General features: G+C 66.4%; 21 protein-coding genes. 11 read left to right on the top strand and 10 right to left on the bottom strand.

What is annotated here, in order from left to right; genetic code table 11:
- Positions 1-5 precede the first annotated feature (5 nt).
- Positions 6-1,187, bottom strand: coding sequence for an Acg family FMN-binding oxidoreductase (locus AC1Q64_RS16680; RefSeq protein ID WP_492252108.1), 1,182 nt, complete (start codon positions 1,185-1,187; stop codon positions 6-8).
- Positions 1,188-1,220: 33 nt separating this feature from the next.
- Entirely contained in the window at positions 1,221-2,261 is a 1,041-nt protein-coding gene (locus tag AC1Q64_RS16675; protein WP_492252107.1) for an NAD-dependent epimerase/dehydratase family protein, read from the bottom strand.
- Positions 2,262-2,403: 142 nt separating this feature from the next.
- Between AC1Q64_RS16675 and AC1Q64_RS16670 the strand changes: the two genes are divergently transcribed.
- From AC1Q64_RS16670 to AC1Q64_RS16640, 7 genes are all read left to right on the top strand, one after another.
- Positions 2,404-3,288, top strand: coding sequence for a LysR family transcriptional regulator (locus AC1Q64_RS16670; protein ID WP_492252106.1), 885 nt, complete (start codon positions 2,404-2,406; stop codon positions 3,286-3,288).
- A 156-nt stretch (positions 3,289-3,444) separates the two neighbouring features.
- Positions 3,445-5,064, top strand: a complete 1,620-nt coding sequence (locus AC1Q64_RS16665) for a DUF4139 domain-containing protein (RefSeq protein ID WP_492252234.1) — start codon at positions 3,445-3,447, stop codon at positions 5,062-5,064.
- A gap of 110 nt (positions 5,065-5,174) precedes the next feature.
- Positions 5,175-5,654: a universal stress protein gene (locus tag AC1Q64_RS16660; RefSeq protein ID WP_492252105.1), complete on the top strand. Its 480-nt coding sequence runs from the start codon at positions 5,175-5,177 to the stop codon at positions 5,652-5,654.
- Between the two features lie 18 nt (positions 5,655-5,672).
- Complete coding sequence (locus tag AC1Q64_RS16655; RefSeq protein ID WP_291432763.1) at positions 5,673-6,197, top strand: phosphatidylglycerophosphatase A family protein; 525 nt, start codon at positions 5,673-5,675, stop codon at positions 6,195-6,197.
- Complete coding sequence (locus AC1Q64_RS16650; RefSeq protein WP_291432762.1) at positions 6,197-6,724, top strand: CinA family protein; 528 nt, start codon at positions 6,197-6,199, stop codon at positions 6,722-6,724. Before AC1Q64_RS16655 ends, AC1Q64_RS16650 begins: the two co-directional genes overlap by 1 nt.
- 94 nt (positions 6,725-6,818) lie before the next feature.
- A complete protein-coding gene (locus AC1Q64_RS16645) occupies positions 6,819-7,724 on the top strand; it encodes an alpha/beta fold hydrolase (protein WP_291432761.1) in 906 nt (301 codons plus the stop codon).
- A gap of 94 nt (positions 7,725-7,818) precedes the next feature.
- Positions 7,819-8,307, top strand: coding sequence for a nuclear transport factor 2 family protein (locus AC1Q64_RS16640; protein WP_291432760.1), 489 nt, complete (start codon positions 7,819-7,821; stop codon positions 8,305-8,307).
- Between the two features lie 559 nt (positions 8,308-8,866).
- Here AC1Q64_RS16640 and AC1Q64_RS16635 read toward each other — a convergent pair.
- The gene (locus AC1Q64_RS16635) at positions 8,867-9,718 is read right to left on the bottom strand and encodes a UPF0149 family protein (RefSeq protein ID WP_492252104.1); all 852 of its coding nucleotides are present in this window, start codon (positions 9,716-9,718) and stop codon (positions 8,867-8,869) included.
- Between the two features lie 216 nt (positions 9,719-9,934).
- Here AC1Q64_RS16635 and AC1Q64_RS16630 point away from each other — a divergent pair, with 216 nt between their 5' ends.
- The 3 genes from AC1Q64_RS16630 to AC1Q64_RS16620 all read left to right on the top strand — a co-directional run bounded on the left by AC1Q64_RS16630 (position 9,935) and on the right by AC1Q64_RS16620 (position 14,503).
- Positions 9,935-11,677: an FMN-binding glutamate synthase family protein gene (locus tag AC1Q64_RS16630; protein WP_492252103.1), complete on the top strand. Its 1,743-nt coding sequence runs from the start codon at positions 9,935-9,937 to the stop codon at positions 11,675-11,677.
- A complete protein-coding gene (locus tag AC1Q64_RS16625) occupies positions 11,674-12,489 on the top strand; it encodes a BUD32 family EKC/KEOPS complex subunit (protein WP_291432757.1) in 816 nt (271 codons plus the stop codon). The genes AC1Q64_RS16630 and AC1Q64_RS16625 overlap by 4 nt, the downstream gene beginning before the upstream one ends.
- A gap of 160 nt (positions 12,490-12,649) precedes the next feature.
- Positions 12,650-14,503: an ABC transporter ATP-binding protein/permease gene (locus tag AC1Q64_RS16620; RefSeq protein WP_492252102.1), complete on the top strand. Its 1,854-nt coding sequence runs from the start codon at positions 12,650-12,652 to the stop codon at positions 14,501-14,503.
- 11 nt (positions 14,504-14,514) lie between these two features.
- Here AC1Q64_RS16620 and AC1Q64_RS16615 read toward each other — a convergent pair whose 3' ends face one another.
- From AC1Q64_RS16615 to AC1Q64_RS16605, 3 genes are read right to left on the bottom strand one after another with little or no spacing between them, the layout of a single operon-like run.
- Positions 14,515-15,006 carry a putative toxin-antitoxin system toxin component, PIN family gene (locus tag AC1Q64_RS16615; protein ID WP_492252101.1) on the bottom strand — a complete coding sequence of 164 codons (492 nt, stop codon included), beginning with the start codon at positions 15,004-15,006 and terminating at the stop codon, positions 14,515-14,517.
- On the bottom strand, positions 15,003-16,298 hold the full coding sequence (locus AC1Q64_RS16610) for a THUMP domain-containing class I SAM-dependent RNA methyltransferase (RefSeq protein WP_492252100.1): 1,296 nt from the start codon (positions 16,296-16,298) through the stop codon (positions 15,003-15,005). Before AC1Q64_RS16610 ends, AC1Q64_RS16615 begins: the two co-directional genes overlap by 4 nt.
- Positions 16,295-16,777, bottom strand: coding sequence for an acyl-CoA thioesterase (locus tag AC1Q64_RS16605; protein WP_291444428.1), 483 nt, complete (start codon positions 16,775-16,777; stop codon positions 16,295-16,297). The genes AC1Q64_RS16610 and AC1Q64_RS16605 overlap by 4 nt, the downstream gene beginning before the upstream one ends.
- A gap of 241 nt (positions 16,778-17,018) precedes the next feature.
- On the opposite strand from AC1Q64_RS16605, the gene AC1Q64_RS16600 reads away from it, so the two are divergent.
- On the top strand, positions 17,019-17,498 hold the full coding sequence (locus AC1Q64_RS16600) for a glutaredoxin domain-containing protein (protein ID WP_291432753.1): 480 nt from the start codon (positions 17,019-17,021) through the stop codon (positions 17,496-17,498).
- Between the two features lie 61 nt (positions 17,499-17,559).
- Here AC1Q64_RS16600 and AC1Q64_RS16595 read toward each other — a convergent pair whose 3' ends face one another.
- The 4 genes from AC1Q64_RS16595 to AC1Q64_RS16580 form a co-directional block, all read right to left on the bottom strand.
- Positions 17,560-19,161, bottom strand: a complete 1,602-nt coding sequence (locus AC1Q64_RS16595) for an RNA polymerase factor sigma-54 (protein WP_291432752.1) — start codon at positions 19,159-19,161, stop codon at positions 17,560-17,562.
- A 172-nt stretch (positions 19,162-19,333) separates the two neighbouring features.
- The gene (lptB, locus tag AC1Q64_RS16590; protein WP_291432751.1) at positions 19,334-20,131 is read right to left on the bottom strand and encodes an LPS export ABC transporter ATP-binding protein; all 798 of its coding nucleotides are present in this window, start codon (positions 20,129-20,131) and stop codon (positions 19,334-19,336) included.
- A gap of 11 nt (positions 20,132-20,142) precedes the next feature.
- Entirely contained in the window at positions 20,143-20,802 is a 660-nt protein-coding gene (gene lptA / locus AC1Q64_RS16585; protein WP_291432750.1) for a lipopolysaccharide transport periplasmic protein LptA, read from the bottom strand.
- 107 nt (positions 20,803-20,909) lie between these two features.
- A complete protein-coding gene (locus AC1Q64_RS16580; protein WP_146872007.1) occupies positions 20,910-21,566 on the bottom strand; it encodes a thiol:disulfide interchange protein DsbA/DsbL in 657 nt (218 codons plus the stop codon).
- Between the last annotated feature and the right edge of the window lie 58 nt (positions 21,567-21,624).

Genomic DNA, 21,624 nt, shown 5'->3' with positions numbered 1-21,624 from the left:
CGCAATCAAGTCCGCACAAAACGCGCGAGCGGCCTGCGCGGCGTGGCAGGCACCTCGCCCTGCGGGTAGCCCATGCGGCAGAACATCTGCACGGTGGGCTCCTGGGGCGTGCGCGGCGCGGGCCGCCCCAGCAACAGCTGGTGCACGCGCTCGAAGTGCGGGGCCATTTCGGCAAACTCCTGCACCGCCTGGCTCATGGGGTGCATGCCCACACCCAGCGCCGTGGCCTGCAACTGCTGGCGCACATACAGGCGCCCGGTACGGATCTGGTCGCTGCGGGTGTTGGGGCCGGTGATCCACACAAAACCCATGGCCGTGCGGCTATGGCCCTCAAAACGCCCCATGGCGCTTTTGTAGGCGGCGCTGCCTTCCGCCGGGGGCTGGGTGCGGTCGAACATGCCCAGAGCGTCCACGGCGCGCACAAAGGGCGAGTTGATCGAGATGCCATCGCGGTGCTGCAGGATTTCGCCTGGCCCCACGCGGGTGAGCTGGATGCTTTCCATCATGGTGCGCGGCGTGAGCAGCTCTACCCGGGCAGATTCCCAGCACAGGGTGCGCAGCGCGGGCAACTGGTCGGCGCTGACGGTGCCGCCCGCGCGCAGCGGGGCTTCAGCCGGGGCGCTGCCCAGCAACTGGGCCAGCACCCCGGGCGCGATGGCCCGGGTGGTATCGAAATCCGTCTTGGGCGTGCGGCGCAGCAGCACCTGCGCAAACAGCGGGTCGGGCTGGCCACCCGGCTTGAGGGTGATGCGCGCCACGGGGCGGTCGTCCCAGTCCTTCAGGGCCGCAGGCATCTCGCCCTGCGGCCACAGCAACACCTCGCTGGCCACGCCTTGCTGAGCCAGCGCCATCACCAGCAGCTCCAGAAAGGCGCCATGGCCGATCAGGATCTGGCGCCCCCACGGATCCGTCTGTGGCAGCACCCGCGCAGGGTCGGTGCGCAGGGTGATGACACCGCTCTCGCGCAAGTCCACCAGCCAGGGCTGTAAGTTGTGCGAATTGGGTGCGGTGATGGCATAGGCCACGGCACGGCGGCGCAGGTCGGTCTCGCCCACCGGGCCTTTCCAGGCCTCCACCGCCTCGGCGGGATAGTGCGAGCCCACGGCACCACAGGCGACCAGCGTGCCCGCAGTAGCGGCGGCGATGGTGCCACCCCCTGCCAAACGGATGAAGTTGCGACGGTTCATGAGAATGCTCCGGTGATTCAAAAGGTGATGCGGTCAGGCCAGCGCGGCGCGGGGCAAACGGGTGGACACCAGCCCCAAATCGACCAGCGCCTGGCGCACGGCCTGATCGAAGGGGGTGTGGAGCTCGTCGCCGATGAGCGCGCGCAGGCGGGTGTTGTCCAGACGGTGGGGCGTGCGCCACAGATAGCGCATGTCCGCCAGCGCAGCGAACGTGGGTGCCACCAGCCCCATCACGCGCAGCAGCGGCCACGGTAGCTGGCCCACCCGCAGCGCGCCCGCATCGGGCAACCAGCCCTGCTCTGCTGCAATGGCCGTGAAGCTGTGCAGCCACTGCTGCGCGGTAACGTGGTGTCCAGCGAAATGCAGGCACTCGAAAGCAGCCAGCCGGTCACGCTCTTGCGCCACGCGCACGAAGGTGCGGGCCAGGTCGGGCAGGTAGGCCCAGGGCGTGGCCACGTCCAGCGGGCCGGGCCAGGTGATACGGCCCCGGGGCAGATCCTTGGCGATGGCCTGGTCAATCCAGCTGCCGGTGCCGCTGCCAAAAAAATCCCCGGCGCGCAACACCACAGCACGCATCTCGCCCTGTCGCGTGGCGGCCTGCAGTCGCTGCTCCAGCTGCACCCGCATGCGGCCCTTGAAACCGGTGGCGGCCTGGGGCGTGTCTTCACGCAGCACGGGCGGCATGGCTTCGCCAAAGTTGTAGACGTTGCCCGGCAGCATCAGCGTGGCGCGCAGCTGGCGGGTGACGGCAATGGCTGCCTCCATCAACGCGGGCGCCTCTTCGCGCCAGGCCTTGTGCGTGTAGGCGGGGTTGAGCGCGTGCACCACCACCTGCGCGCACTGTGCCAGGGCCGCCAGCGCGGCGGTGTCTTCCACTGCCACCGGCATCCACCACACGCCAGGAATGGCGGGCAATGCAGCGCTCTGCGCACTGGAACGCACCTGGGCCAGCACCTGCCAGCCCGCCTGCGCAAATGCCCGGGCGGCCGCCAGGCCCAGGCGGCCCCGTGCACCCAGAATCAGAACGGTGGACGGGTGGTCCGTGGAGGGTCCAGAAAAGGGATGGGGGGTCATGCCAGGGCTCCATTCACAAGGGATGAAGCGATTGTGAAAACGCAGACCCGGTTACACAATTGGCTAAGCATTCATAACAGCAATGCAAATATGAATACCTCCAATTGCCCCACGGCCACGCCATTGCGGGCACGCTATCGCCATGAATCAAACTTTTGACTGGAGCCTGGTGCAGTCTTTCCTGGCCGCGCTAGACCAAGGCAGCCTGTTGGGCGCAGCCCGTGTGCTCAATGCCAGCCAGCCCACCATCGGCCGCCATATCGCAGAACTGGAGTCGCAACTGGGCGTGGTGCTGTTCGAGCGCACCGGGCGCGGCCTGCTGCCCACTGCCACAGCGCTGCGACTGGCCGAATCGGCGCGCACCATGGAGGCAGGAGCGCACCAGCTCGCGCGCAGCGTGTCGGGCGCCGAGGAGGGCGTGAGCGGCACGGTGCGCATCACCGCCAGCCAACCTGTGGCCTGCGTGCTGCTGCCCCCGGTGCTGGCGCACATGCGCCAGGCACTGCCCGAGGTGCAGGTGGAGCTGGTGGCCAGCAACCAGGTCACCAACCTGCTGCGCCGCGAGGCCGACATTGCGCTGCGCATGGTGCGCCCCGACCAGGCCAGCCTGGTGGCCAAGCGCATCGGCGCGGTGACCCTGGGCGCCTACGCCCACCGCGACTACCTGCGCCGCAAGGGCACACCCCGCCAACCGCCCGACCTGCTGCAGCACGAGCTGGTGGGCAACGACCGGCACGAAGACATCCTGCAAGGCTTTGCCGCCATGGGCTACCCGGTGGAGCGCCAGCACTTTGCGTTCCGCACCGACGACCTCATGGCGTACTGGGAGGCCTTGCGCGCAGGTCTGGGCATCGGCTTTGTGGCCCACTACATGGCCCGCACCGACCCGAACGTGGTGGCTGTGCTTCCCCAGCTGCCGTTGCCCGAGCTGCCCATCTGGCTCACGGTGCACCGCGAGATCCGCACCAGCCGCAAGATTCGGGCGGTGTATGACTTTCTGGCAGCGGAGGTGCCTCTGGTGCTTTGAGAACGTGTTGACGTCCTCAGCGCCTGTTCCAAGCCACGGCGGCTGCTAGCATCCCATTCCCTTTGTCCACCGCGCCCAAGGAGCCCCGTGATCCATCCCTCCCTTGCCTCGCGCTTGCACGCTCCACTCCCGCTGCGGCCCCTGTGCCTGGTCAGCATCGCCCTGCTCTGCAACGCAGCCTCCCCGGCCCTGGCGCAGGACACCTCCCGCATCGCCCGCGTCACCGTCTACCCCGGTAGCGCCACGGTGGAGCGCGTGGCCAAGGTGGTAGCTGGCGCCCGCAGCCTCACGCTGGCCTGCCTGCCCGCGTCGCTGGATGTGCAAAGCCTTCAGATCAACGCCGACCCCGCCGTGCGCGTGGGCGAGTTCAATGTGCTCACCGAGGACCGCGATGTGGCGGCAGGCTGCGCCAGCCCGCTGGACGGCCGCATCCGCGAGCTGGAGGACCAGATCGCTGGCGTGAAGGCCGAGGCATCGGCGCTGCAACTGGTGGACGGCTATCTGCGCAGCGTGGCCAACACCGGTGTCGCACCCAGCGAGCCCCTCGCAGGTCGTGCCAGCAGCTCCAGCCCCAGCCCTACTCCCGCACAGATCACCGCCACCGCCGAGGTGTTGCGCAAGTCCGGCCAGGACAGCTTTGCACGCGCGCACCAGCTCCAGCGCAAGCAGGAGTCGTTGGAGCTTGCGCTCAAGCCCCTGGTGGCCGAACGCGACCGCGTAGCCAGCCAGCGAGCGCGGGTGGTGTCGGTCACCATCAACCTGGCGACCGAGCGCGAGGCCGAGCTGCGCCTGTCCTACCAGGTGCGCGGCCCCGGCTGGCAGCCCAGCTACCGTGCGACGCTGGATGCAAACAAATCCACCGTGCTGATCGAACGGCAGGCGCTGGTGGCGCAAAACAGCGGCGAGGACTGGGGCAATGTGCAGCTGACCCTGTCCACCGGCCAGCCCGGACGCGCCACCCAGGGGCAGCTGCCACGCCCCTGGTGGCTGAACGTGGCGCCGCCACCGCAGGGCCCGGCCACACCCTCCCCAGCCATGGCGATGGCGCCCGCGCCAGCACCGGCCATTGCATCGCTGTCCCGGTCACGCAATGCCGCCGAGGAGGTCATGCCCAGCTTTGACGTGAGCGCCCTCGACAAGGGGTTTGCCACCGAGTTCGCTGTGCCCCAACGCATCACCGTGCCCTCCAGCGGCCAGCGCGTGACGCTGGCGCTGGGCAGCCACACGGCCCCCGCCACGCTGATCACCCGCACGGCACCGGCCATGGAAGAGGCCGCCTACGCGGTGGCCCAGATTGCGCAACCGCCGGGCGTATGGCCCGCGGGACCGGCAGGGCTGTACCGCGACGGCGCGTTTGTCGGCAATGGCCGCATCGACTTCAGCGCGACCAGCGCGGGAGCCCCGGCGGGCAGTGCCAGCCTGTCGTTTGGCCGCGATGAACGGGTCACCGTGCGGGCCGAGCCTGCGCAGGACCTGACGGGCAGCGCGGGCTTTACCGGTGCGCGCACCGAGCGCAAAACGCGCCGCGCCTACAGCGTGGAAAACCGCCACACCACCGGCATCACGCTGCAGGTGCTGCATGCCGCACCGGTATCGCGCAACGAGAAGATCGAGGTCGAATCGCGCTACCTGCCGCAACCGGCGGACACGGCCTGGAACCGCACGCCCGGCACCGTGGCCTGGCAGCAGCCTGTGGCTGCGGGCGCCACCGCTCAGTTCAGCGCCGAGCACACCATCCGCTACCCCAAGGACGTGGAGCTGATCGAACGCCAGTGACCTTGGGAACAAGGTGACTGGCCCTCTGAAGGCCCCGCGCAACGGCGTGTCGGTCACAATCCGCCCCAGCGATCACATCGGTGCCACCGAGCCCCCAGGAGCCCGCCGCCATGAGTTACCAACACCTCCTCGTTGCCGTTGACGGCAGCCCCACCTCCGACCACGCAGTGAGCGAAGCCACGGGCCTGGCCAAGGCAACAGGCGGACGCATTCGCCTGCTGAATGTGATGGACCCTTTGGCCCACATCAGCGGTTTCGAGCGGCCCGAGGTTTACAGCCAGGAGGTGCTGCCCCGCCTGCGCCAGGCGGGCGAGGCCTTGCTGCGCCGCGCCCAGGAGCGCGTGGCGCAAAGCGGTGTGCCGGTGGACACCGTGCTGATCGAAAACCTGGACGCCCGGGTGGCTGACCTGGTGGTGGAACACGCACGGGCCTGGGGCGCCGACCTGATCGTGCTGGGCACCCACGGGCGCCGTGGCCTGGCGCGCGTGCTGATGGGCAGCGATGCCGAGCAGATTGCCCGCACCGCCACCGTGCCCGTGCTGCTGGTGCGCCTGCCCGCCGGGGCAGACGGCAGCTCCGCCAGTACCTGACCCTTTTTCTTCAGTGCCATGACCGTTTCCGAGCCCCAGCCACCCCTTGCACCCTTGCGCCCCAGCGTGCGCTTCATGCTGTCCCACCCGGCCCACTTCATGGCGCTAGGCTTTGGCGCGGGCCTGGCCCCCAAGGCGCCGGGCACCGTGGGTACGCTGTGGGCATGGCTGGCCTACCTGGTGCTGCAGCAGTGGCTGAACCAGCGGCACATGGGCCTGCTGATCGCTGCCAGCACCGTGGTGGGCTGGTGGGCTTGCACTACCACGGCGCGCCACATGCGCGTGGCCGACCCCGGCAGCATCGTGTGGGACGAGGTGGTGGCCTTCTGGCTGGTGCTGTGGCTGGCCATGCCCATGGGGCTGTGGGGGCAGGTGGTGGCCTTTGGGCTGTTCCGCTTTTTTGATGCTGCCAAACCCGGCCCGGTGGGCTGGGCTGACAGTCTGTTCAAGGGCTTTGGCTGGCGCGGCGGCTGGGGTATCTTGTGGGACGACTTTGTGGCAGCCTTCTGTACCCTGCTGGTCATCGCACTGTGGAGGTTCTGATGGCATCCAATTCACTATCAAAAAGTGAGCTGCTAGCGCAAGAATTACAAGCGCTTGAGGCCAATTTGACGCAAATATCGCTGCGTTTGCTGGCCCGCCGCCACATGCTGACCACTGCCGAGAGCTGCACCGGCGGCATGATCGCAGCCGCCTGCACCGACCGGTCGGGCTCCAGCCAGTGGTTCGAGCGCGGCTTTGTGACCTATTCCAACGAGGCCAAGGCCGAGATGCTGGGGGTGCCCCCCGGCCTGATCGAGCAGCACGGCGCGGTCAGCGAGCCTGTGGCGCGCGCCATGGCCGACGGGGCGCTGGCCCACTCGCGCGCGCAGGTCAGCCTGGCCGTGACCGGCGTCGCGGGCCCCACGGGCGGCACCGAGGCCAAACCGGTGGGCATGGTGTGGTTTGCCTGGTGCGTGGGCGGCGAAACCCACAGCGAGATGCAGCACTTTGCGGGTGACCGTGCTGCAGTCCGCACGGCCACGCTGCGGTACGCGCTGAAGCGGCTGCTGAGCCTGCTGCCTGCCTGACTGACCCAGCCGGCAAGGCGCCCTGCCCCGGCATGGGCGGCGGCTGTCGTCCACAAGACAGGGCTTCACCCGCCCCTTGCCACAACATATGGCCATGACAACGACATCTCCCTGGTTTGACGGCTTCACCACCCAGCGCATCACCACTTCGGGCGCTGAAATTTTTGTGCGCACTGGGGGCGCCGTGGGGGCCCCGCCGCTGCTCTTGTTGCACGGCTTTCCGCAGACCCACGCCCTCTGGCACCGCGTGGCGCAGCAGCTGGCGCGCGACTACTTTCTGGTGATGCCCGATCTGCGTGGCTATGGCGACTCATCGCACGCCCCCGGTCTGCCCGACCACAGCAACTACAGCAAACGCGCCATGGCGCAAGACATGGCCGAGGTGATGACCGCGCTGGGCCATGACCACTTCTACCTGTGCGGCCACGACCGGGGCGGCCGCGTGGCCCACCGCCTGGCGCTGGACCACGCCGCGCGCGTGAAGAAGCTCTGCGTGATCGACATCGCGCCCACGCTCGACATGTACGCGCGCACCGACATGGACTTTGCGCGCGCCTACTACCACTGGTTCCACCTGATCCAGCCCGCCCCGCTGCCCGAAACCATGATCGGCGGCAACGCCCGCGCCTACCTGCACGCCAAGCTGGGCGGCTGGGGCAGCGCGGGCCTGGTCCACATCGAGCCCCAGGCCCTGGCCGACTACGAACGCTGCTTTTGCGCGCCCGAGGCCATCCACACTGCGTGCGAGGACTACCGCGCCAGCGCGGGCATCGACCTCACCCACGACCGCGAAAGCCGCGCGCGCAACGAGAAGATCGCGTGCGACACCCTGGTGATCTGGGGTGAGCACGGCGTGGTGCACCGGCTTTTCGATCCACTGGCGCTGTGGCAGGCGCAATGTGCGGGCGTGGTGACGGGCCTGGCCGTGCCAGCGGGGCACTTTATCCCCGAGCAACTGCCCGGCGAAACAGCCGATGCGCTGCGCAGCTTCATGCGCTGAGCGGGCCTGCGCCGGACGCCGAACCAGGGTCGCCCCGGCGGCATGTGGTGTGTGTGCCCCGGTGTAGCATGGGCGCCCTTGAGGAGGAGACCCCATGCACCCCAACGCCCAGACCCTGCAACGCTTCTACACCGCCTTCGCGCAGCTCGACCACGCCACCATGGCGGCCTGCTATGCACCCAACGCCACGTTTGACGACGAGGCCTTTTCGCTCAAGGGCCGCAACGAGGTGGCCGGCATGTGGCGCATGCTGTGCACCGCCACCAAAAAGCCCGGCGCCGCAGAGCACTGGAAGCTGGAATTCAGCGGCATCGATGCCAATGCCACAGGCGGCAAGGCCCACTGGGAGGCCCACTACCTCTTCAGCGCCACGGGGCGCAAAGTGCACAACATCATCGACGGCACCTTCACCTTCACGCCTGACGGGCTGATTGCCACACACCGCGACCGCTTCAACTTCTGGCGCTGGGCGCGGCAGGCGCTGGGTGCGCCGGGGTTGTTGCTGGGCTGGTCGCCCTCGCTCAAGCGCAAGGTGCGGAGTACGGCGGCGGGCAATCTGAAGAAGTTTCTGGCGCAGGGGTGAAGCGAGGGTTGTCGGGCGCCGTGCGCGCCATGGCGCACACGGCAACACAGATAGAACAAAGCATCTAGCGTTTTAGCTCACGGCCAGGCGCTGACATTGGTGCAGGTGAGCTGCCAAGTGACGTACCCGATATTGACGATAGTTGCTCTGGTTTTTCTTATGGCGCTGCCCGTGTGGATCGCGTCACATGTTTATGTGGTGATACGCGCAAGGACACTTGTGGGCTACTTCGAACTGCGTGAACGAGGGCGGGCGGGAGAGACGGTGGCGCGCGTGTCTTTCTTTGCTTGGAACGTAGCCATCGCGTGTATCACCGTTTTTCTTTTCGCCTCGTTCGGTGACTTGGTTCTTGCTTGTTGCACAAAATAGGCGCAGCGGCTGCAACGGACCTGAAGCACCCCATCACCTCACTCGACAAACGATAGGCAGCCACCGACACTGAACATCAGCCACATCTGCAGCGGCAGCGGCAGCGGCAGCAGAAAAATTTCAGGCCAAATTGATATTTAGCGCTTAAATCATAAGCACCAGACGCTATCAAATCAGTAGCAAATACTACTCAAGCCCCATGGCACTTCTTGTACTTCTTGCCACTACCGCAGTGGCAAGGGTCGTTGCGCCCAGGCTCGGGCGCCTTGCGCACGGTCTCCACGCGCGGGCCCATGCTCTTCCACAGCTGGCGCAGGTCGTACACGGCCCAGATGGCTTCGCCGAAGGCTTCGACACGTGCCTGGCTGGTGCTGGGGGGGCCGTCTTCGTCGTACATGCAGACTTCGGGCTTGCCAGTGTCGTCTTCGGTCAGGGCGACGATGCGGTCCAGCGCGTCGTCCAGCCACTTGGCAGCTTCCTTGTCGCGCGGGGCGGCCCAGTCCTCGGGCCAGTTTTCGACCGCAAACATGAACCCGAGGGCCCAGACCTGGCCAAAGGACGGGATCTCCTGTCCTTCCATTTCAGCACGCTCTGCCTCGGGCAGGCTGGCCACGGCGCCGCGCATGTCCATGGCTTCGGGCTGGAAGGTGCGGTCGTCGTCCAGCGTCTTCACATCGGTGTCGAGCTGGGTGGTGATCTCGGCCCAGCGGCGGTCCCACAGCTCCAGGAAACGCGCCTGCTGGGCGGCATCGGCAAACGCAGGCAGCACGGGCAGCGGAGCGCCTTCGGCCACATCCAGCTCGGCACCGTCGCCCAGCAGCATGGGCAGGTATTCGGCCGGGGCGATGGGGCGGCGGCTGCAGATCAGCGCAGTCATGAAGCCGTCGCAGAACTCCCACTGCGGGATTTCCTCGCCGCGCGCACGCAGGTCGTCGAGGATGTTGTCGATCTCTTCCAGCTTGTCCGGGCCCAGCGCGGCGGCCGGGGCTGTGGTGGGGTCGAGATCGTCGGTGGCGGGGGTGGGCGATGTGGGTTCGGTCATGAGGGACTCCGGTCGTCAAGCGAGAAAGCGGGGGCGGTAAAGCAAATTTTTACTTTTATGATGCGCAGGCCTTGTGCCAAGGCGCGGGTGCAGCGGCGGCAAAGCGGCCGGGGGGTGGAGCCGGGCCCGCAAGAACGCCGTGAGCCACATTGCAACCCGACAAAAAGGCGGCCAGTGTAGCCCCCTCGCACCGATCCTCCCCAACCAGGACATCCGATGATCCACCAACTGAACTCCCTGTACCCGGTGCGCTACACGGCCTTTGCGCTGTGCGTTTTCGGGCTGCTGCTGTCGCTGTTTGCGCTGGTGGCGTTTGGCGTGGGGCTGCCGGTGGTGCTGGTGTTTGTCGCCCTGGTAGCCCTGGGTGTGTACGACCTGCAGCAGTCGCGCCACGCCATTTTGCGCAACTACCCGGTCATCGGCCACATCCGCTTCATGCTCGAGTATGTGCGGCCCGAGGTGCGCCAATATTTCATCGAGAGCGACAGCGAGGCCGCGCCGTTCTCGCGTGCGCAGCGCTCGCTGGTCTACCAGCGCGCCAAAGGCGACCCGGACAACCGCCCGTTTGGCACCCACCTGGACGTGGGTGCACAAGGTTATGAATGGGTGAACCATTCGCTCGCGCCCACACAGCTGCCGTCGCACGACTTTCGCGTGTGGATCGGAGGCAGCCCCGATGCGCCATCACCGTCCGTATCACCCTGCACCCAGCCCTACCACGCGAGCGTGTTCAACATCTCGGCCATGAGCTTTGGCGCGCTGTCGGCCAACGCCATCCTGGCGCTGAACCAGGGCGCGAAGAAAGGCGGCTTTGCGCACGACACGGGCGAGGGCAGCATCAGCCAGCACCACCGGGTGCATGGCGGCGACTTGATCTGGGAAATCGGCTCGGGCTACTTTGGCTGCCGCAACCCCGATGGCAGCTTCAGCGAAGAGCGTTTTGCGGCCAGCGCCACCGACTCGCAGGTCAAGATGATCGAGCTCAAGCTCAGCCAGGGCGCCAAGCCCGGCCACGGCGGCGTGCTGCCCGGCGCCAAGGTGACGGCCGAGATCGCGGCTGCGCGCGGAGTGAAGGCAGGCGAAGCCTGCATCTCGCCCGCCAGCCACAGTGCGTTCAGCAACCCGGTAGAGATGATGCAGTTCATCGCCAAATTGCGCACGCTGTCGGGCGGCAAGCCCACGGGCTTCAAGTTCTGCCTGGGCCACCCGTGGGAGTGGTTTGCCATCGTCAAGGCCATGCTGGTCACCGGCATCACGCCCGACTTCATCGTGGTCGATGGTGCCGAGGGCGGCACGGGCGCTGCGCCCGTGGAGTTCACCGACCACGTGGGCGCACCGCTGCAAGAGGGTCTGCTCTTGGTGCACAACACGCTGGTGGGCGTGAATCTGCGCGACCGCGTGCGGCTGGGCTGCGCGGGCAAGGTCATCAGCGCCTTTGACATCGCGCGCATGATGGCGCTGGGAGCCGACTGGTGCAACGCGGGGCGCGGCTTCATGATGGCGCTGGGCTGCATCCAGGCGCAAAGCTGCCACACCGGCCACTGTCCCACAGGCGTGACCACGCAAGACCCGCTGCGCCAGCAGGCCCTGGTGGTGCCCGACAAAGCCACGCGCGTGGCGCAGTTTCACCGCAGCACATTACACGCGCTGCAAGAGCTGGTGCAGGCCGCCGGGCTGCGCCACCCCAAGGACATCACGGCCCACCACATCGTGCGCCGCATCAGCGACACAGAGGTGCGCCTGCTGTCCAACCTCATCACCCGCATGCAACCCGGCGCACTGCTGGGCCCGCTGGATGCGCAGCACAACGTATTCCGCCTGTACTGGCCCCTGGCCAGCGCCCACAGCTTTCAGGCCAGCGAGCCTGCGCTGGAGCCTTCCGTGCCACACCATGTGGAAATGGTCCACGCCGCGGCTGCAGGCACCGCTGCCGTGGTGGCCGGGGACGCAGCCGTATGACGATGGACACCACGCCGCGCACTATCGACTACAGCGCCTTCTTACAGCAGCAGCTGGCCACGCAGCCCCACAACGTGATGGCCCATGTGCTGGGCGATGAACAGATCTGGATCAAGCGCGCAGGCGCGCCCCACGGCATGGGCCGCTACCGCGCCATGGCCGTTCTGGCGGGCCTGCTGCGGCTGGAAGTGCTGCGCCCCGTGCCTAACCCGGGCGGCCCGGTGGCCATTGCCACCGAAGTGCGGCGCCTGCAGGACCTGGCCGCGCGCGGTGTGCACGTGCCCGAGGTCCTGGCCGTGCAGGAAAACGGCTTTGCCATGCGCCACCTGGGTCGTGTGGGCGAAGAGGCCCACTCACTGGGCAATGCGATCGAGCGGACCCTGCGTGCCGACAACCCAGCCGCTGTGCTGACGCTGTGGCAGCAGGGAATGGACGCGCTGCTCCACGTACACCACCAGGGTACTTGCCTGAGCCAGGCGTTTGCACGCAACATGGTGCGCGACCCCAGCGGCGAGGTGGTCTGCATCGACTTTGAAGACGACCCGGCCGCCGTACTGCCACTGCCCCTGTGCCATGTGCGCGATGCGCTGTGCTACGCGCACTCCACTGCCATTTTTCTGCAACAGAGCGGCAGCCTCCCCGAGGCGCGTGAGCGCTGGGCGGCATGGGTGGCACGGGGCAGTGCGGAGATGCAGGCGGTGCTGGCCACCAGCATTCGCAGGATGGGATGGATACGGCACCTGCCCGCCAGCCGCAGGCTGGGGCGGGATTTACAGCGGGTGCGCGCGGCGTATGACTTGCTGAGCGGGTAACAACGCTGCTGCGCCCGATGCGGACAGGTAACCAGTGGATGAACGGAGCGACAAGCGCGGCCGTCCTTAGCTAGCTGCCGTCTTTCGCTGACAGCGCTGCAGCCTGTTCAACCGCTATGGTGCAGGCTGAGTCTCCCTCCCGCCCTTGTTCCATCTCTTCATGCCCCTGCCTGCCGCTGCCCCCGACCCTGCGCCTTTGCCCCCTGCAACGGACAATCTCAGCCGCCAACGCCCGCCCACCCTGTCGCGTGCTGCCTGGAATCAGTTCATGGGCGTGGCACGCCCCTACTGGGCGGGAGACAAAAAAGGGACCGCCTGGGGTCTGATGGCGCTGCTGATCGCTCTCATGGTGTGTGAGACCCAGCTGGCCGTCATGCTCATCGACAAGACGGGGGAGATGACGTCGGCCCTGGCCGCCAAGCAGGCCGACCGCTTCTGGGCCGCGGTGATCACCAGCCTGGTGGTGCTGGGGTTTGCGGTGCCTGTGTACGCTATCTACTACTACATGCGCGACGCGTTCTCCACCCACTGGCGGCGCTGGTTGACGCACCGCTTCCTGGATGGTTACCTGAGCGAGCGCAAGTACTACGAGATCGGAGCAGGTGGCGACATCGACAACCCCGACCAGCGCATCAGCGAAGACATCAACACTTTCACCAGCCGGTCCACGCACTTCTTGCTGGTCTTCATCAGCTCGCTGATGCAGCTGGTGGCATTTAGCGCGGTGCTGTGGTCAATCTCCAGGACGCTGGTGGCGTTTTTGGCTGTGTATGCCCTGCTGGGAACGTTCGGGGCGCTTTACTGGTTTGGCGCGCCGCTGATACGGCTGAACTTCTGGCAAATCCGCCGCGAGGCGGACTTCCGCTTTGGACTGATGCGGCTGCGCGAAAACGCCGAATCCATCGCCTTCTACCGGGGCGAAGCCCAGGAGCGCGTGCAGATCGATCACCGGTTTGAGGCCGTTTTCACCAACTTCGCCCGGCTCATCAAAAAGCAGCTTTCCCTGAACCTGTACCAGCGCTCTTTCAGTCAGCTCACCTTGATCCTGCCCAGCATCATCCTGGCCAACGCGGTGCTCTCAGGCGAACTGGAGGTGGGGCGGGCCATCCAGGCCGCAGGCGCCTTTGCGGCCGTGCTGGGCGCCATCTCGCTGATCGTGGACAACTTTGAGAGCCTGAGCCGGTTTGTGGCAGGCATTGACCGACTGCATACCCTGTCTCAGGTAGTGCTCAAAACCCCTGCCGCCCCTACCCCGTGGGCCGAGCCAGGCACAACAGCGGGCAAGACTGCGGACGTCGCACCGGTGCCCGCAATATCCACCGAGCCTCTCAAACCCTCGCCGCAAATCATCACGCGCATCGGCGACACACTGGTTATCGAAGGACTCTCGCTGTACACCCCCCAGTTTGGCCGCCTGCTCGTGGCGGACCTCTCGCTGCAGTTGCAGCCCGGCGATGCGCTGCTCATCACCGGCCCGAGCGGCTGCGGCAAAAGCTCGCTCTTGCGCGCCATTGCCGGCCTGTGGCGCACGGGCAGCGGCACCGTACAGCACCCGCCGCTGGGGGACATGTTCTTCCTGCCCCAGCGCCCCTACATGCAGATCGACACGCTGCGCAGCCAGATCATTTATCCCAGCAAGCAGACCACGCTGAGCGACGAACGGCTGCTGGAGCTGCTGCAGGAGGTGCACCTCGAATCCCTGGCCGAGCGTGTGGGCGGGCTCAACGCGTCCCACGACTGGGAGAAACTGTTGTCCGTGGGCGAGCAGCAGCGCCTGGCCTTTGCCCGCGTGCTGGCGCGCCAGCCCAGCATCGTCATCCTGGATGAAGCCACCAGCGCGCTGGACAGCGCCAACGAGACCGCCCTCTACGAACGCCTGCGCGCCAGCGGCACCACCCTGATCAGCATCGCCCACCGCCCCGCCGTGCTCAAACACCACACGCGCGTGTTGGAATTCAAGGGCGAAGGGGCTTGGGAGCTGCATGCGGCAGCGGATTTCAGGTTTGATCGCTGAGCGCAGCAGGCTCAGGCGTCAGCGGGCGCGACCTCTCCCGCGCTGACGAGCACCAGCTCCGTCGCCACATGGGCATCGAGCGTGAGCAGCCGCTTGCGCATGCAGATCACGGCCTTGTCCTTGCTCAGCAAGATGGCCTGGTGAGCTGCCGCCAGGTCAATGAACTTCTGGTCGTCCGCGTCCTTGCACACGTAGGCCACCTTTGGCGCTATCTCCACCCGCCGCACCTGCGCGTCAAACGCCGCCAGCACCTGGGCCGCATCCACTCGGTAGTAGTCCATGCGCCCAACGATGTGCGGATAGGCCAGCACACGCTCCAGTTCATCGCGCATGACTTGCGTGGCGATCCAGGCCAGGCGCCCCTGGGCCAGCAGCGTGCGCAACGGGGCAGTGCGCGCGTCGCTGAAGATCAGCAGGTCCAGCGCCACATTGGTATCCACCACTACCGGGCGTGCGGGCTCGCCCGCCGGGGCCTCGGCGGGCAGGCGCAATTCGACCTTCATGGCGCGCCGTTGCCGGGGTCTTGGGCAGTCGATGGCTTTGCAGGACGCTCGCGCACAGCGCCCTTGATCATGTCGAAGCGGAACATGCGGCATTCGATGGGGCCGTTCCACATCGGCACGCGGCGCGATTCTTTCAGGCGCATCTTGCCGGGCAGCTTGAGGTCGGGCGTGAGCATCCAGGCCGTCCAGCCGCTGTAGTTCTTCTTCCAGTGGGTGGCCAGCTGGCTGAAGAACTCGCCGCCGTCTTCGGTCTGCGCCTCTTCGCGGCCCACAGCCATGCCCTGGGCGCGGTCGGCGGCGCGTTCGCCGGCGTTACGGCCTGCGCTCCCTGCAGCAGCAATGCGCTCGCCGTAGGGCGGGTTGAGCAGCATCACGCCGGGCTGATCGCAGGGCGGCATGCGCTGCAGGGCGTCGCCGCCGCGCAGCTGCACGGCATCGGCCACGCCCGCGCGCTCAGCGTTGCGCTGGGCGAAATCAACCATGCGGAAGGCGACATCACTGCCAAACAGGGGGACAGCGCTAGTGCATATTGCACTTTCAGCTTCGTTTTTTATAGCACTCCAGACATGGGCCTGGAACGGCAGCAGTTTCTCGAACGCAAAGCGCCGCAGCATGCCCGCCGGGATGCGGCAGGCGATCTGCGCAGCCTCGACCACGATGGTGCCGCTGCCGCAGCAGGGGTCGTACAGCGGCTGGGGGTTGTCGCCGTGCGGGTCCCAGCCACTGGCGGCGATCATGGCGGCGGCCAGGGTTTCCTTCAGCGGCGCATCGCCCTTGTCCTCGCGCCAGCCGCGCTTGAACAGCGGCTCGCCCGAGGTGTCGATGTAGATCGTGGCCTCGTCGGTGGTCAGGTGCAGGTGGATGCGCACATCGGGCCACTGGGTGTTCACATCGGGGCGCACGCCGCTCTTGTGACGAAAGCGGTCGGCCACAGCGTCCTTGACCTTGAGGCCCGCGAAGTTGAGGCTCTGCAGCGGGCTGTGCTGAGCCGTCACCTCGACCTTGAACGTCTGGCGCGTGGTGAACCAGATCTCCCAGGCCACATCGCTGGCCATGGCATAGAGGTCGTTCTCAGACCGGTACGGGCGGTGCGCCAGTTGCACCAGCACGCGCTGCGCCAGGCGGCTGTGCAAATTGAGCAGCAGCGCCTGGCGCCACGAGGCGCGCAGCAGCACACCGCCCCGCCCCACCAGCAAGTCTTGTCCCGTGAGGCCGGTGATGCCATGCACCTCGTCGGCCAGAAAGCCCTCGACACCGGCGGCGCAAGGGAGAAAAAGTTGGAGTTGGTTCATGTCGATGGGGAGGATACGCGCTCGGACAATGCATGGGAATCCGGCGTGCCCGCGCGGGCCAGCAGCAACTGGCGGATGGAGTCAGGGATCGGGGCGACCTTGCGGCTGGCCTTGCCGATGAAGACGATGCCAATCTTGCCGCGCGCCACCTCGCGGCCTGAGGCCTTCTCGGTCATGCAAAAGACCAGGTCAAACCCATAGCGGTTGAAGTCCGCAGGCGCCATCTCCACGCGCATGGTCTCGCCATGAAAACCTTCGGACTTGTACTGCGCCACGATGTCGCCCACCACGATGGACAGCCCGCCCACATCGGCCTCAGGGTAGCCCAGGGACTGGAAAAAGCGCACGCGCGCTTCGGACACCAGGCTGAGCAGCTGGGCGTTGTCCAGATGCCCGCCCTGGTTGACGTGGCTGATGTAGATCTGCAGTTCGGTGGCAAAACCGAAGTGCGCGGGAAGGTCGAAGACGATGCGGGCCATGGGGCGGAAAGTGGTAGGGCAAAACAGGAAGCGGGGGGACGGGTACCAACGGCGGACATAGCGCATTGCGCGACAGACAATGTCTGCCTTCCAGGCACCCGATGAGAAGCACGCGGGGGTCACCAGCCCATCCACACCGTGGCGCCCGTGCCGCTGCATGGGGGTGTTGCGCACGAGTCCTGTGAGCCGGGCGCCACTGTCTCGTATGCTCTCGGGCAGTGGATTTTACCGGAGCCCCCTCATGCGCCTTTTTGTTCGGACCCTGCTGACCACCCTGGCGCTGGCAGTGATGCCTCTGGCTGCCAACGCTCAAACACTCTACAAATCAGTGGGAGTAGACGGCAGGGTGGTCTACAGCGACCAGCCACCGGTGACTGGAGCCGTAGAGAAAACGATGAAGCTGGAAAACCTGCCAGTCAGCGTGGTGCCAGGCGCGGCCTCCACTCCCCAAGCAGCAACCCCCGACACCCCACAGGTCGCAATCGCACGAGGCGATGTGGTGCTTTATATGGCCACCTGGTGCGGTTACTGCAAGGCGGCCAAGGCCTATCTGACTAACAAGGGCATCGCCTACCGGGAGTTGGACATCGACACGCCTTCTGGCAAGGCTGCGTTCAAGCAACTGGGTGCCAGAGGTGTGCCAGTCTTGCTGACCAACGGCCAGAAAATCGCCGGGTTCACACCCCAGGCGTATGACGCGGTATTCATGGCGCGCAAGTAATCCGTCAGCATCCTGCGTTCAGGGCGTTGAGGGAGGCTTATGCTCTTCAATGCGTTGAGCACTACAACGCCTTGCGCAGATTGGCCGGCGCGATCTTGAGCGCCTCGCGGTACTTGGCCACCGTGCGGCGTGCGCACTCGATGCCCTGCTCCTTGAGCATCTCGGCAATCTGGCTGTCGGACAGCGGCTTGGCGGGGTTTTCGGCAGACACGAACTGCTTGATGAGCGCGCGCACGGCGGTGCTCGATGCATTGCCGCCGGTCTCGGTGCCCAGACCCGAGCCAAAGAAATATTTGAGCTCGTAGGTGCCAATCGGTGTGGCCATGTACTTGGCGGTGGTCACGCGGCTGATGGTGGACTCGTGCAGGCCCAGCTCGTCGGCGATGTCGCGCAGCACCAGCGGGCGCATGGCCAGTTCGCCGTGGGTGAAGAAGTTCTTCTGCCGCTCGACGATGGCGCGCGAGACGCGCAGGATGGTGTCAAAGCGCTGCTGGATGTTCTTGATGAACCATCGCGCCTCCTGCAGGCGCTGCTGCATGCCCTGATGTCCCTCGCCGCCCTTGTGGCCGCGCAGTGCGCCAGCGTAGATGTCGTGCACGCGCAGGCGCGGCATCACGTCGGGGTTGAGCTGCACGATGAAGTTGTGCTGCCCGCTGTGCCCATTGGCACGCCCGGCTTTGCGCACGATGACGTCGGGGATGATGATGTTGCGCTCTACATCGGCAAAGCGGCGGCCGGGGCGGGGCTCCAGCCGTGCGATCAGCGCCATGGCGGCACGCGTGCGCTCTTCGCCGCTGGCGCCGCCTTCGCTGCACAGCAGCGTCAGGCGACGGATGTCGCGGCGGGCCAGCATCTCCAGCGGCTGCTGGCAGATCGAGAGTGCTGTACGCACCGTGTCCGGGTCGGCATCGCTGTCTTCGTCGGCGGCCAGGGCCGTGAGCTGCAGCGTCAGGCATTCGGCCAGGTTGCGCGCGCCCACGCCCACAGGCTCCAGGCTTTGCAGAAGCCGCTGGGCCACGGTGAAGCGGTGCACCAGCTCCTCAATCTGCTCCAGATCGTCGGGCCCGGCCAGGCTGATGGCCAGCTCTTCGAGCGGCTCTTCGAGGTAGCCATCGTCGTTCAGCGATTCGATGAGAAAACGCAGCGCGGCCGTGTCCACTTCAGACAGCCGCAGCGACAGCGCCTGGCGGTGCAGAAAGGCGGTGAGCGATTCTTGCGAGCGGGCCAGCTCGGTAGCGTCGGCCCCGTCGCCTTCCGCATCGTTGCGGGTGCGTGCCGGGGCGTCGCCGCCCCACTCGGCGTCGTTGGGCGCCATCTCAACGGTGCCGTCGCCGCTCCAGTCGGGCTCGTCGGCGCCTCCACCGGGGATTTCAGCCTCGTTTTGGCTCTCAGTGCTGGTACTGTTTGCACTGACAGCTCCTGAAAACATAGCATCATCGGCACCGTAGTCGTCGGCCTGCGCGGGCGTATCGGCGGCTTCCAGACCAAACTCCTCGCGCGGTGCTTCGTCGGCATTGCGTTCGAGGAACGGGTTTTCGTCGAGCATCTGCTCGACTTCCTGCGAGAGTTCGAGCGTGGACAACTGCAGCAGCCGGATGGACTGCTGGAGCTGGGGGGTCAATGCAAGGTGCTGCGAGACGCGCAGCGAGAGTCCAGGCTTCATTGATTGAGCGCCGCCGGGCCGCCCCAAGGCGCGAAAGCCCCCTTGGGGGGCAGCGAACCACGCGCAGCGGGGAGCGTGGGGGCACAGTGCTGCGCCGCCGGGCCGCCCCAAGGCGCGAAAGCCCCCTCAGGAGGCAGCGCAGTACACAAAGTGACAAGCGTGGGGGCCATGTCTACATCCTGAAGTGTTCGCCGAGGTACACACGGCGCACTTCGGCGTTGTCCACGATCTCGGAGGGGGTGCCCTGCGCCAGCACGCGGCCGTCGCTGATGATGAAGGCGTGGTCGCAGATGCCCAGCGTCTCGCGCACGTTGTGGTCGGTGATCAGCACACCAATGCCGCGTGCCTTGAGGAAGCCGATGATGCGCTGGATCTCGATCACGGCGATGGGGTCAATGCCCGCAAAGGGCTCGTCCAGCAGGATAAAGCGCGGCTGGGTGGCGAGGGCGCGGGCGATCTCGACGCGGCGGCGCTCGCCACCGGACAAGGCCAGGGCAGGCGATGCACGCAGGTGGTCCACACGCAGCTCTTGCAACAGGGCCGTCAGGCGCTCCTCGATGGCGTCGCGCGTCAGCGGCTGGCCGTCGTCGGCACGCTGCAGCTCCAGCACTGCACGCACGTTTTCTTCGACGGTGAGCTTGCGGAAAATGGAGGCTTCCTGCGGCAGGTACGACAGCCCCAGCCGTGAGCGGCGGTGGATGGGCATGTGGGCCACCGAGTGGCCGTCGATACGGATGTCGCCCGCATCGCTGCGCACCAGGCCCACGATCATGTAGAAGGACGTGGTCTTGCCCGCGCCGTTGGGGCCCAGCAGCCCCACGACCTCGCCTTTTTGCACCACCAGCGACACATCCTTGACGACCTTGCGGCTGCCATAGGACTTGGCCAGGTGCTGAACCTCCAGGCGGCTGCCCGACTGGGAATCGGGCCCCAGGCGGTTATCAGCCCGGGTATCAGGACCAGTACTCACAGCGGGCCCGCTCACTTGGCGCCGCCGCCAAGGCTGTTGCTGGGGCGCAGCGCCGGTGCGGGCGCGTCAGGCACTGCGGCTGGGGCCGCCGCGCCGGACGGCGGGTCTTTGGGCGCCAGCACGGCACGCACGCGGCCACCGGACGCTGGCGTGTCGCCTGCGGCAGCAGACGACGCTGGTGCCCTCTGGCCGTCCACCGTGAACACGTCGGTGAGGTTGTTATAGACGATCACGGCACCGGTGATCTCGTCGTTCAGTACCGACCCACGGTAGCGGCGGAGTTCGGCGCGGGTGATGAAGCGCACGTTGTCGGCTTTGCCGTCGTACTCGATGACCTCGCTCTCGCCTTCGATGAACTCGTCTGGCACTCCAGCTACGGTGTCGCGCTTTTGGCGGAAAAACGCCCGTTTGCCCGCCTCGGCCGTGACCACGCCGTATTGGTAACCGTCGGCGTCCTGGCGCACATCCAGCCGCGCACCGCGCAACACGATGGTGCCTTTGGTCATCACCACGCGGCCCGAGAACACGCTGGTCTGCTTGAGTTCATCGTGGCGCAGGGCGTCGGCCTCGATGTTCATGGGCTTGGCACGGTCGGCCTTTTCGGCGTGTGCCATACCCGCAAGACCGGTCAGGGCTGCGAGCAACAGGAGGGGGAGTAGGCGGTGGGTCATAGGGCACGAATCTTGCAATGATTGTAGCCACCCGATAGTACCCACCCCGAAAAAAAGCCCGCATCAGCGGGCTTTTGGAACAGCTTGCCGACAGAGTCGGCACCTTGTCAGGCTTTGCGCGCCGTGGCCGCCAGGTATTCGACCACTTGCAGCACCGTCTGCATGCTGCCAGCCATCGTGCCGTCGGTGTAGTACTTGCCCGCCACGCCCATGGACGGCACGCCTTCGACGCCATACGAATCTTGCAGCTGCGAGGCGCGACGCACCTGGTTGGCCACGCTGAAGGAACCATAGACTTCCTTGAACTTGGCGGCATCCACGCCCTGCTGGGTCACCCAGGCCAGGATTTCGTCGTCCTTGGCGAGCTTGGCCTTCTCCACATGGATGGCGCGGAATACCTTGGCGTGCAGCGCGTCGAGCTTGCCCATGCCTTCGAGTGTGTAGTACAGCTTTTGCTGGGGCACAAAGCTGGCGTTGAACGCCACGGGCACGCGGCGGATGGAGAGGTCCTTGGGCGCGGCCTTGACCCAGGCGTCCAGCGTGGGCTCAAAGGCGTTGCAGTGGGGACAGCTGTACCAGAAGAACTCGATCACATCGACCTTGCCAGCGGGGGCATCGGGGGCGACGGGCTTGTCCAGCCGCTTGAAGTCCTTGCCCTCCTTGAACTGGCGGGCTTGCGCCATGGCGGGGTTGGCCACTGGCAGCGTCAGGGCAGAAGCGGCAACCGCCGACGCGGCGGACAAAGAAAACTCACGGCGTTTCATGACAAAGACTCTCCTGGTTCAGGTATGGGGGATGTGAGACATCCCTTTACAAAAAGTT

It is taken from the genome of Acidovorax sp. GW835-FHT14G06, assembly GCF_058793595.1.
Note: the sequence above shows the minus strand (reverse complement) of the source record. Positions and strands in the feature narration are given on the sequence as shown.

Bases quoted from the DNA above. Each gene is read 5' to 3' on its own strand.
- AC1Q64_RS16600 (WP_291432753.1), top strand. From the start codon at position 17,019: ATGCGCCTTTTTGTTCGGACCCTGCTGACCACCCTGGCGCTGGCAGTG.
- AC1Q64_RS16595 (WP_291432752.1), bottom strand. From the start codon at position 19,161: ATGAAGCCTGGACTCTCGCTGCGCGTCTCGCAGCACCTTGCATTGACC.
- AC1Q64_RS16645 (WP_291432761.1), top strand. From the start codon at position 6,819: ATGACAACGACATCTCCCTGGTTTGACGGCTTCACCACCCAGCGCATC.
- AC1Q64_RS16615 (WP_492252101.1), bottom strand. From the start codon at position 15,006: ATGAAGGTCGAATTGCGCCTGCCCGCCGAGGCCCCGGCGGGCGAGCCC.
- AC1Q64_RS16655 (WP_291432763.1), top strand. From the start codon at position 5,673: ATGACCGTTTCCGAGCCCCAGCCACCCCTTGCACCCTTGCGCCCCAGC.
- AC1Q64_RS16625 (WP_291432757.1), top strand. From the start codon at position 11,674: ATGACGATGGACACCACGCCGCGCACTATCGACTACAGCGCCTTCTTA.
- lptA (WP_291432750.1), bottom strand. From the start codon at position 20,802: ATGACCCACCGCCTACTCCCCCTCCTGTTGCTCGCAGCCCTGACCGGT.
- AC1Q64_RS16670 (WP_492252106.1), top strand. From the start codon at position 2,404: ATGAATCAAACTTTTGACTGGAGCCTGGTGCAGTCTTTCCTGGCCGCG.
- AC1Q64_RS16610 (WP_492252100.1), bottom strand. From the start codon at position 16,298: ATGAACCAACTCCAACTTTTTCTCCCTTGCGCCGCCGGTGTCGAGGGC.
- AC1Q64_RS16635 (WP_492252104.1), bottom strand. From the start codon at position 9,718: ATGACCGAACCCACATCGCCCACCCCCGCCACCGACGATCTCGACCCC.
- AC1Q64_RS16630 (WP_492252103.1), top strand. From the start codon at position 9,935: ATGATCCACCAACTGAACTCCCTGTACCCGGTGCGCTACACGGCCTTT.
- AC1Q64_RS16675 (WP_492252107.1), bottom strand. From the start codon at position 2,261: ATGACCCCCCATCCCTTTTCTGGACCCTCCACGGACCACCCGTCCACC.
- AC1Q64_RS16580 (WP_146872007.1), bottom strand. From the start codon at position 21,566: ATGAAACGCCGTGAGTTTTCTTTGTCCGCCGCGTCGGCGGTTGCCGCT.
- AC1Q64_RS16640 (WP_291432760.1), top strand. From the start codon at position 7,819: ATGCACCCCAACGCCCAGACCCTGCAACGCTTCTACACCGCCTTCGCG.
- AC1Q64_RS16680 (WP_492252108.1), bottom strand. From the start codon at position 1,187: ATGAACCGTCGCAACTTCATCCGTTTGGCAGGGGGTGGCACCATCGCC.
- AC1Q64_RS16620 (WP_492252102.1), top strand. From the start codon at position 12,650: ATGCCCCTGCCTGCCGCTGCCCCCGACCCTGCGCCTTTGCCCCCTGCA.
- AC1Q64_RS16605 (WP_291444428.1), bottom strand. From the start codon at position 16,777: ATGGCCCGCATCGTCTTCGACCTTCCCGCGCACTTCGGTTTTGCCACC.
- AC1Q64_RS16660 (WP_492252105.1), top strand. From the start codon at position 5,175: ATGAGTTACCAACACCTCCTCGTTGCCGTTGACGGCAGCCCCACCTCC.
- AC1Q64_RS16650 (WP_291432762.1), top strand. From the start codon at position 6,197: ATGGCATCCAATTCACTATCAAAAAGTGAGCTGCTAGCGCAAGAATTA.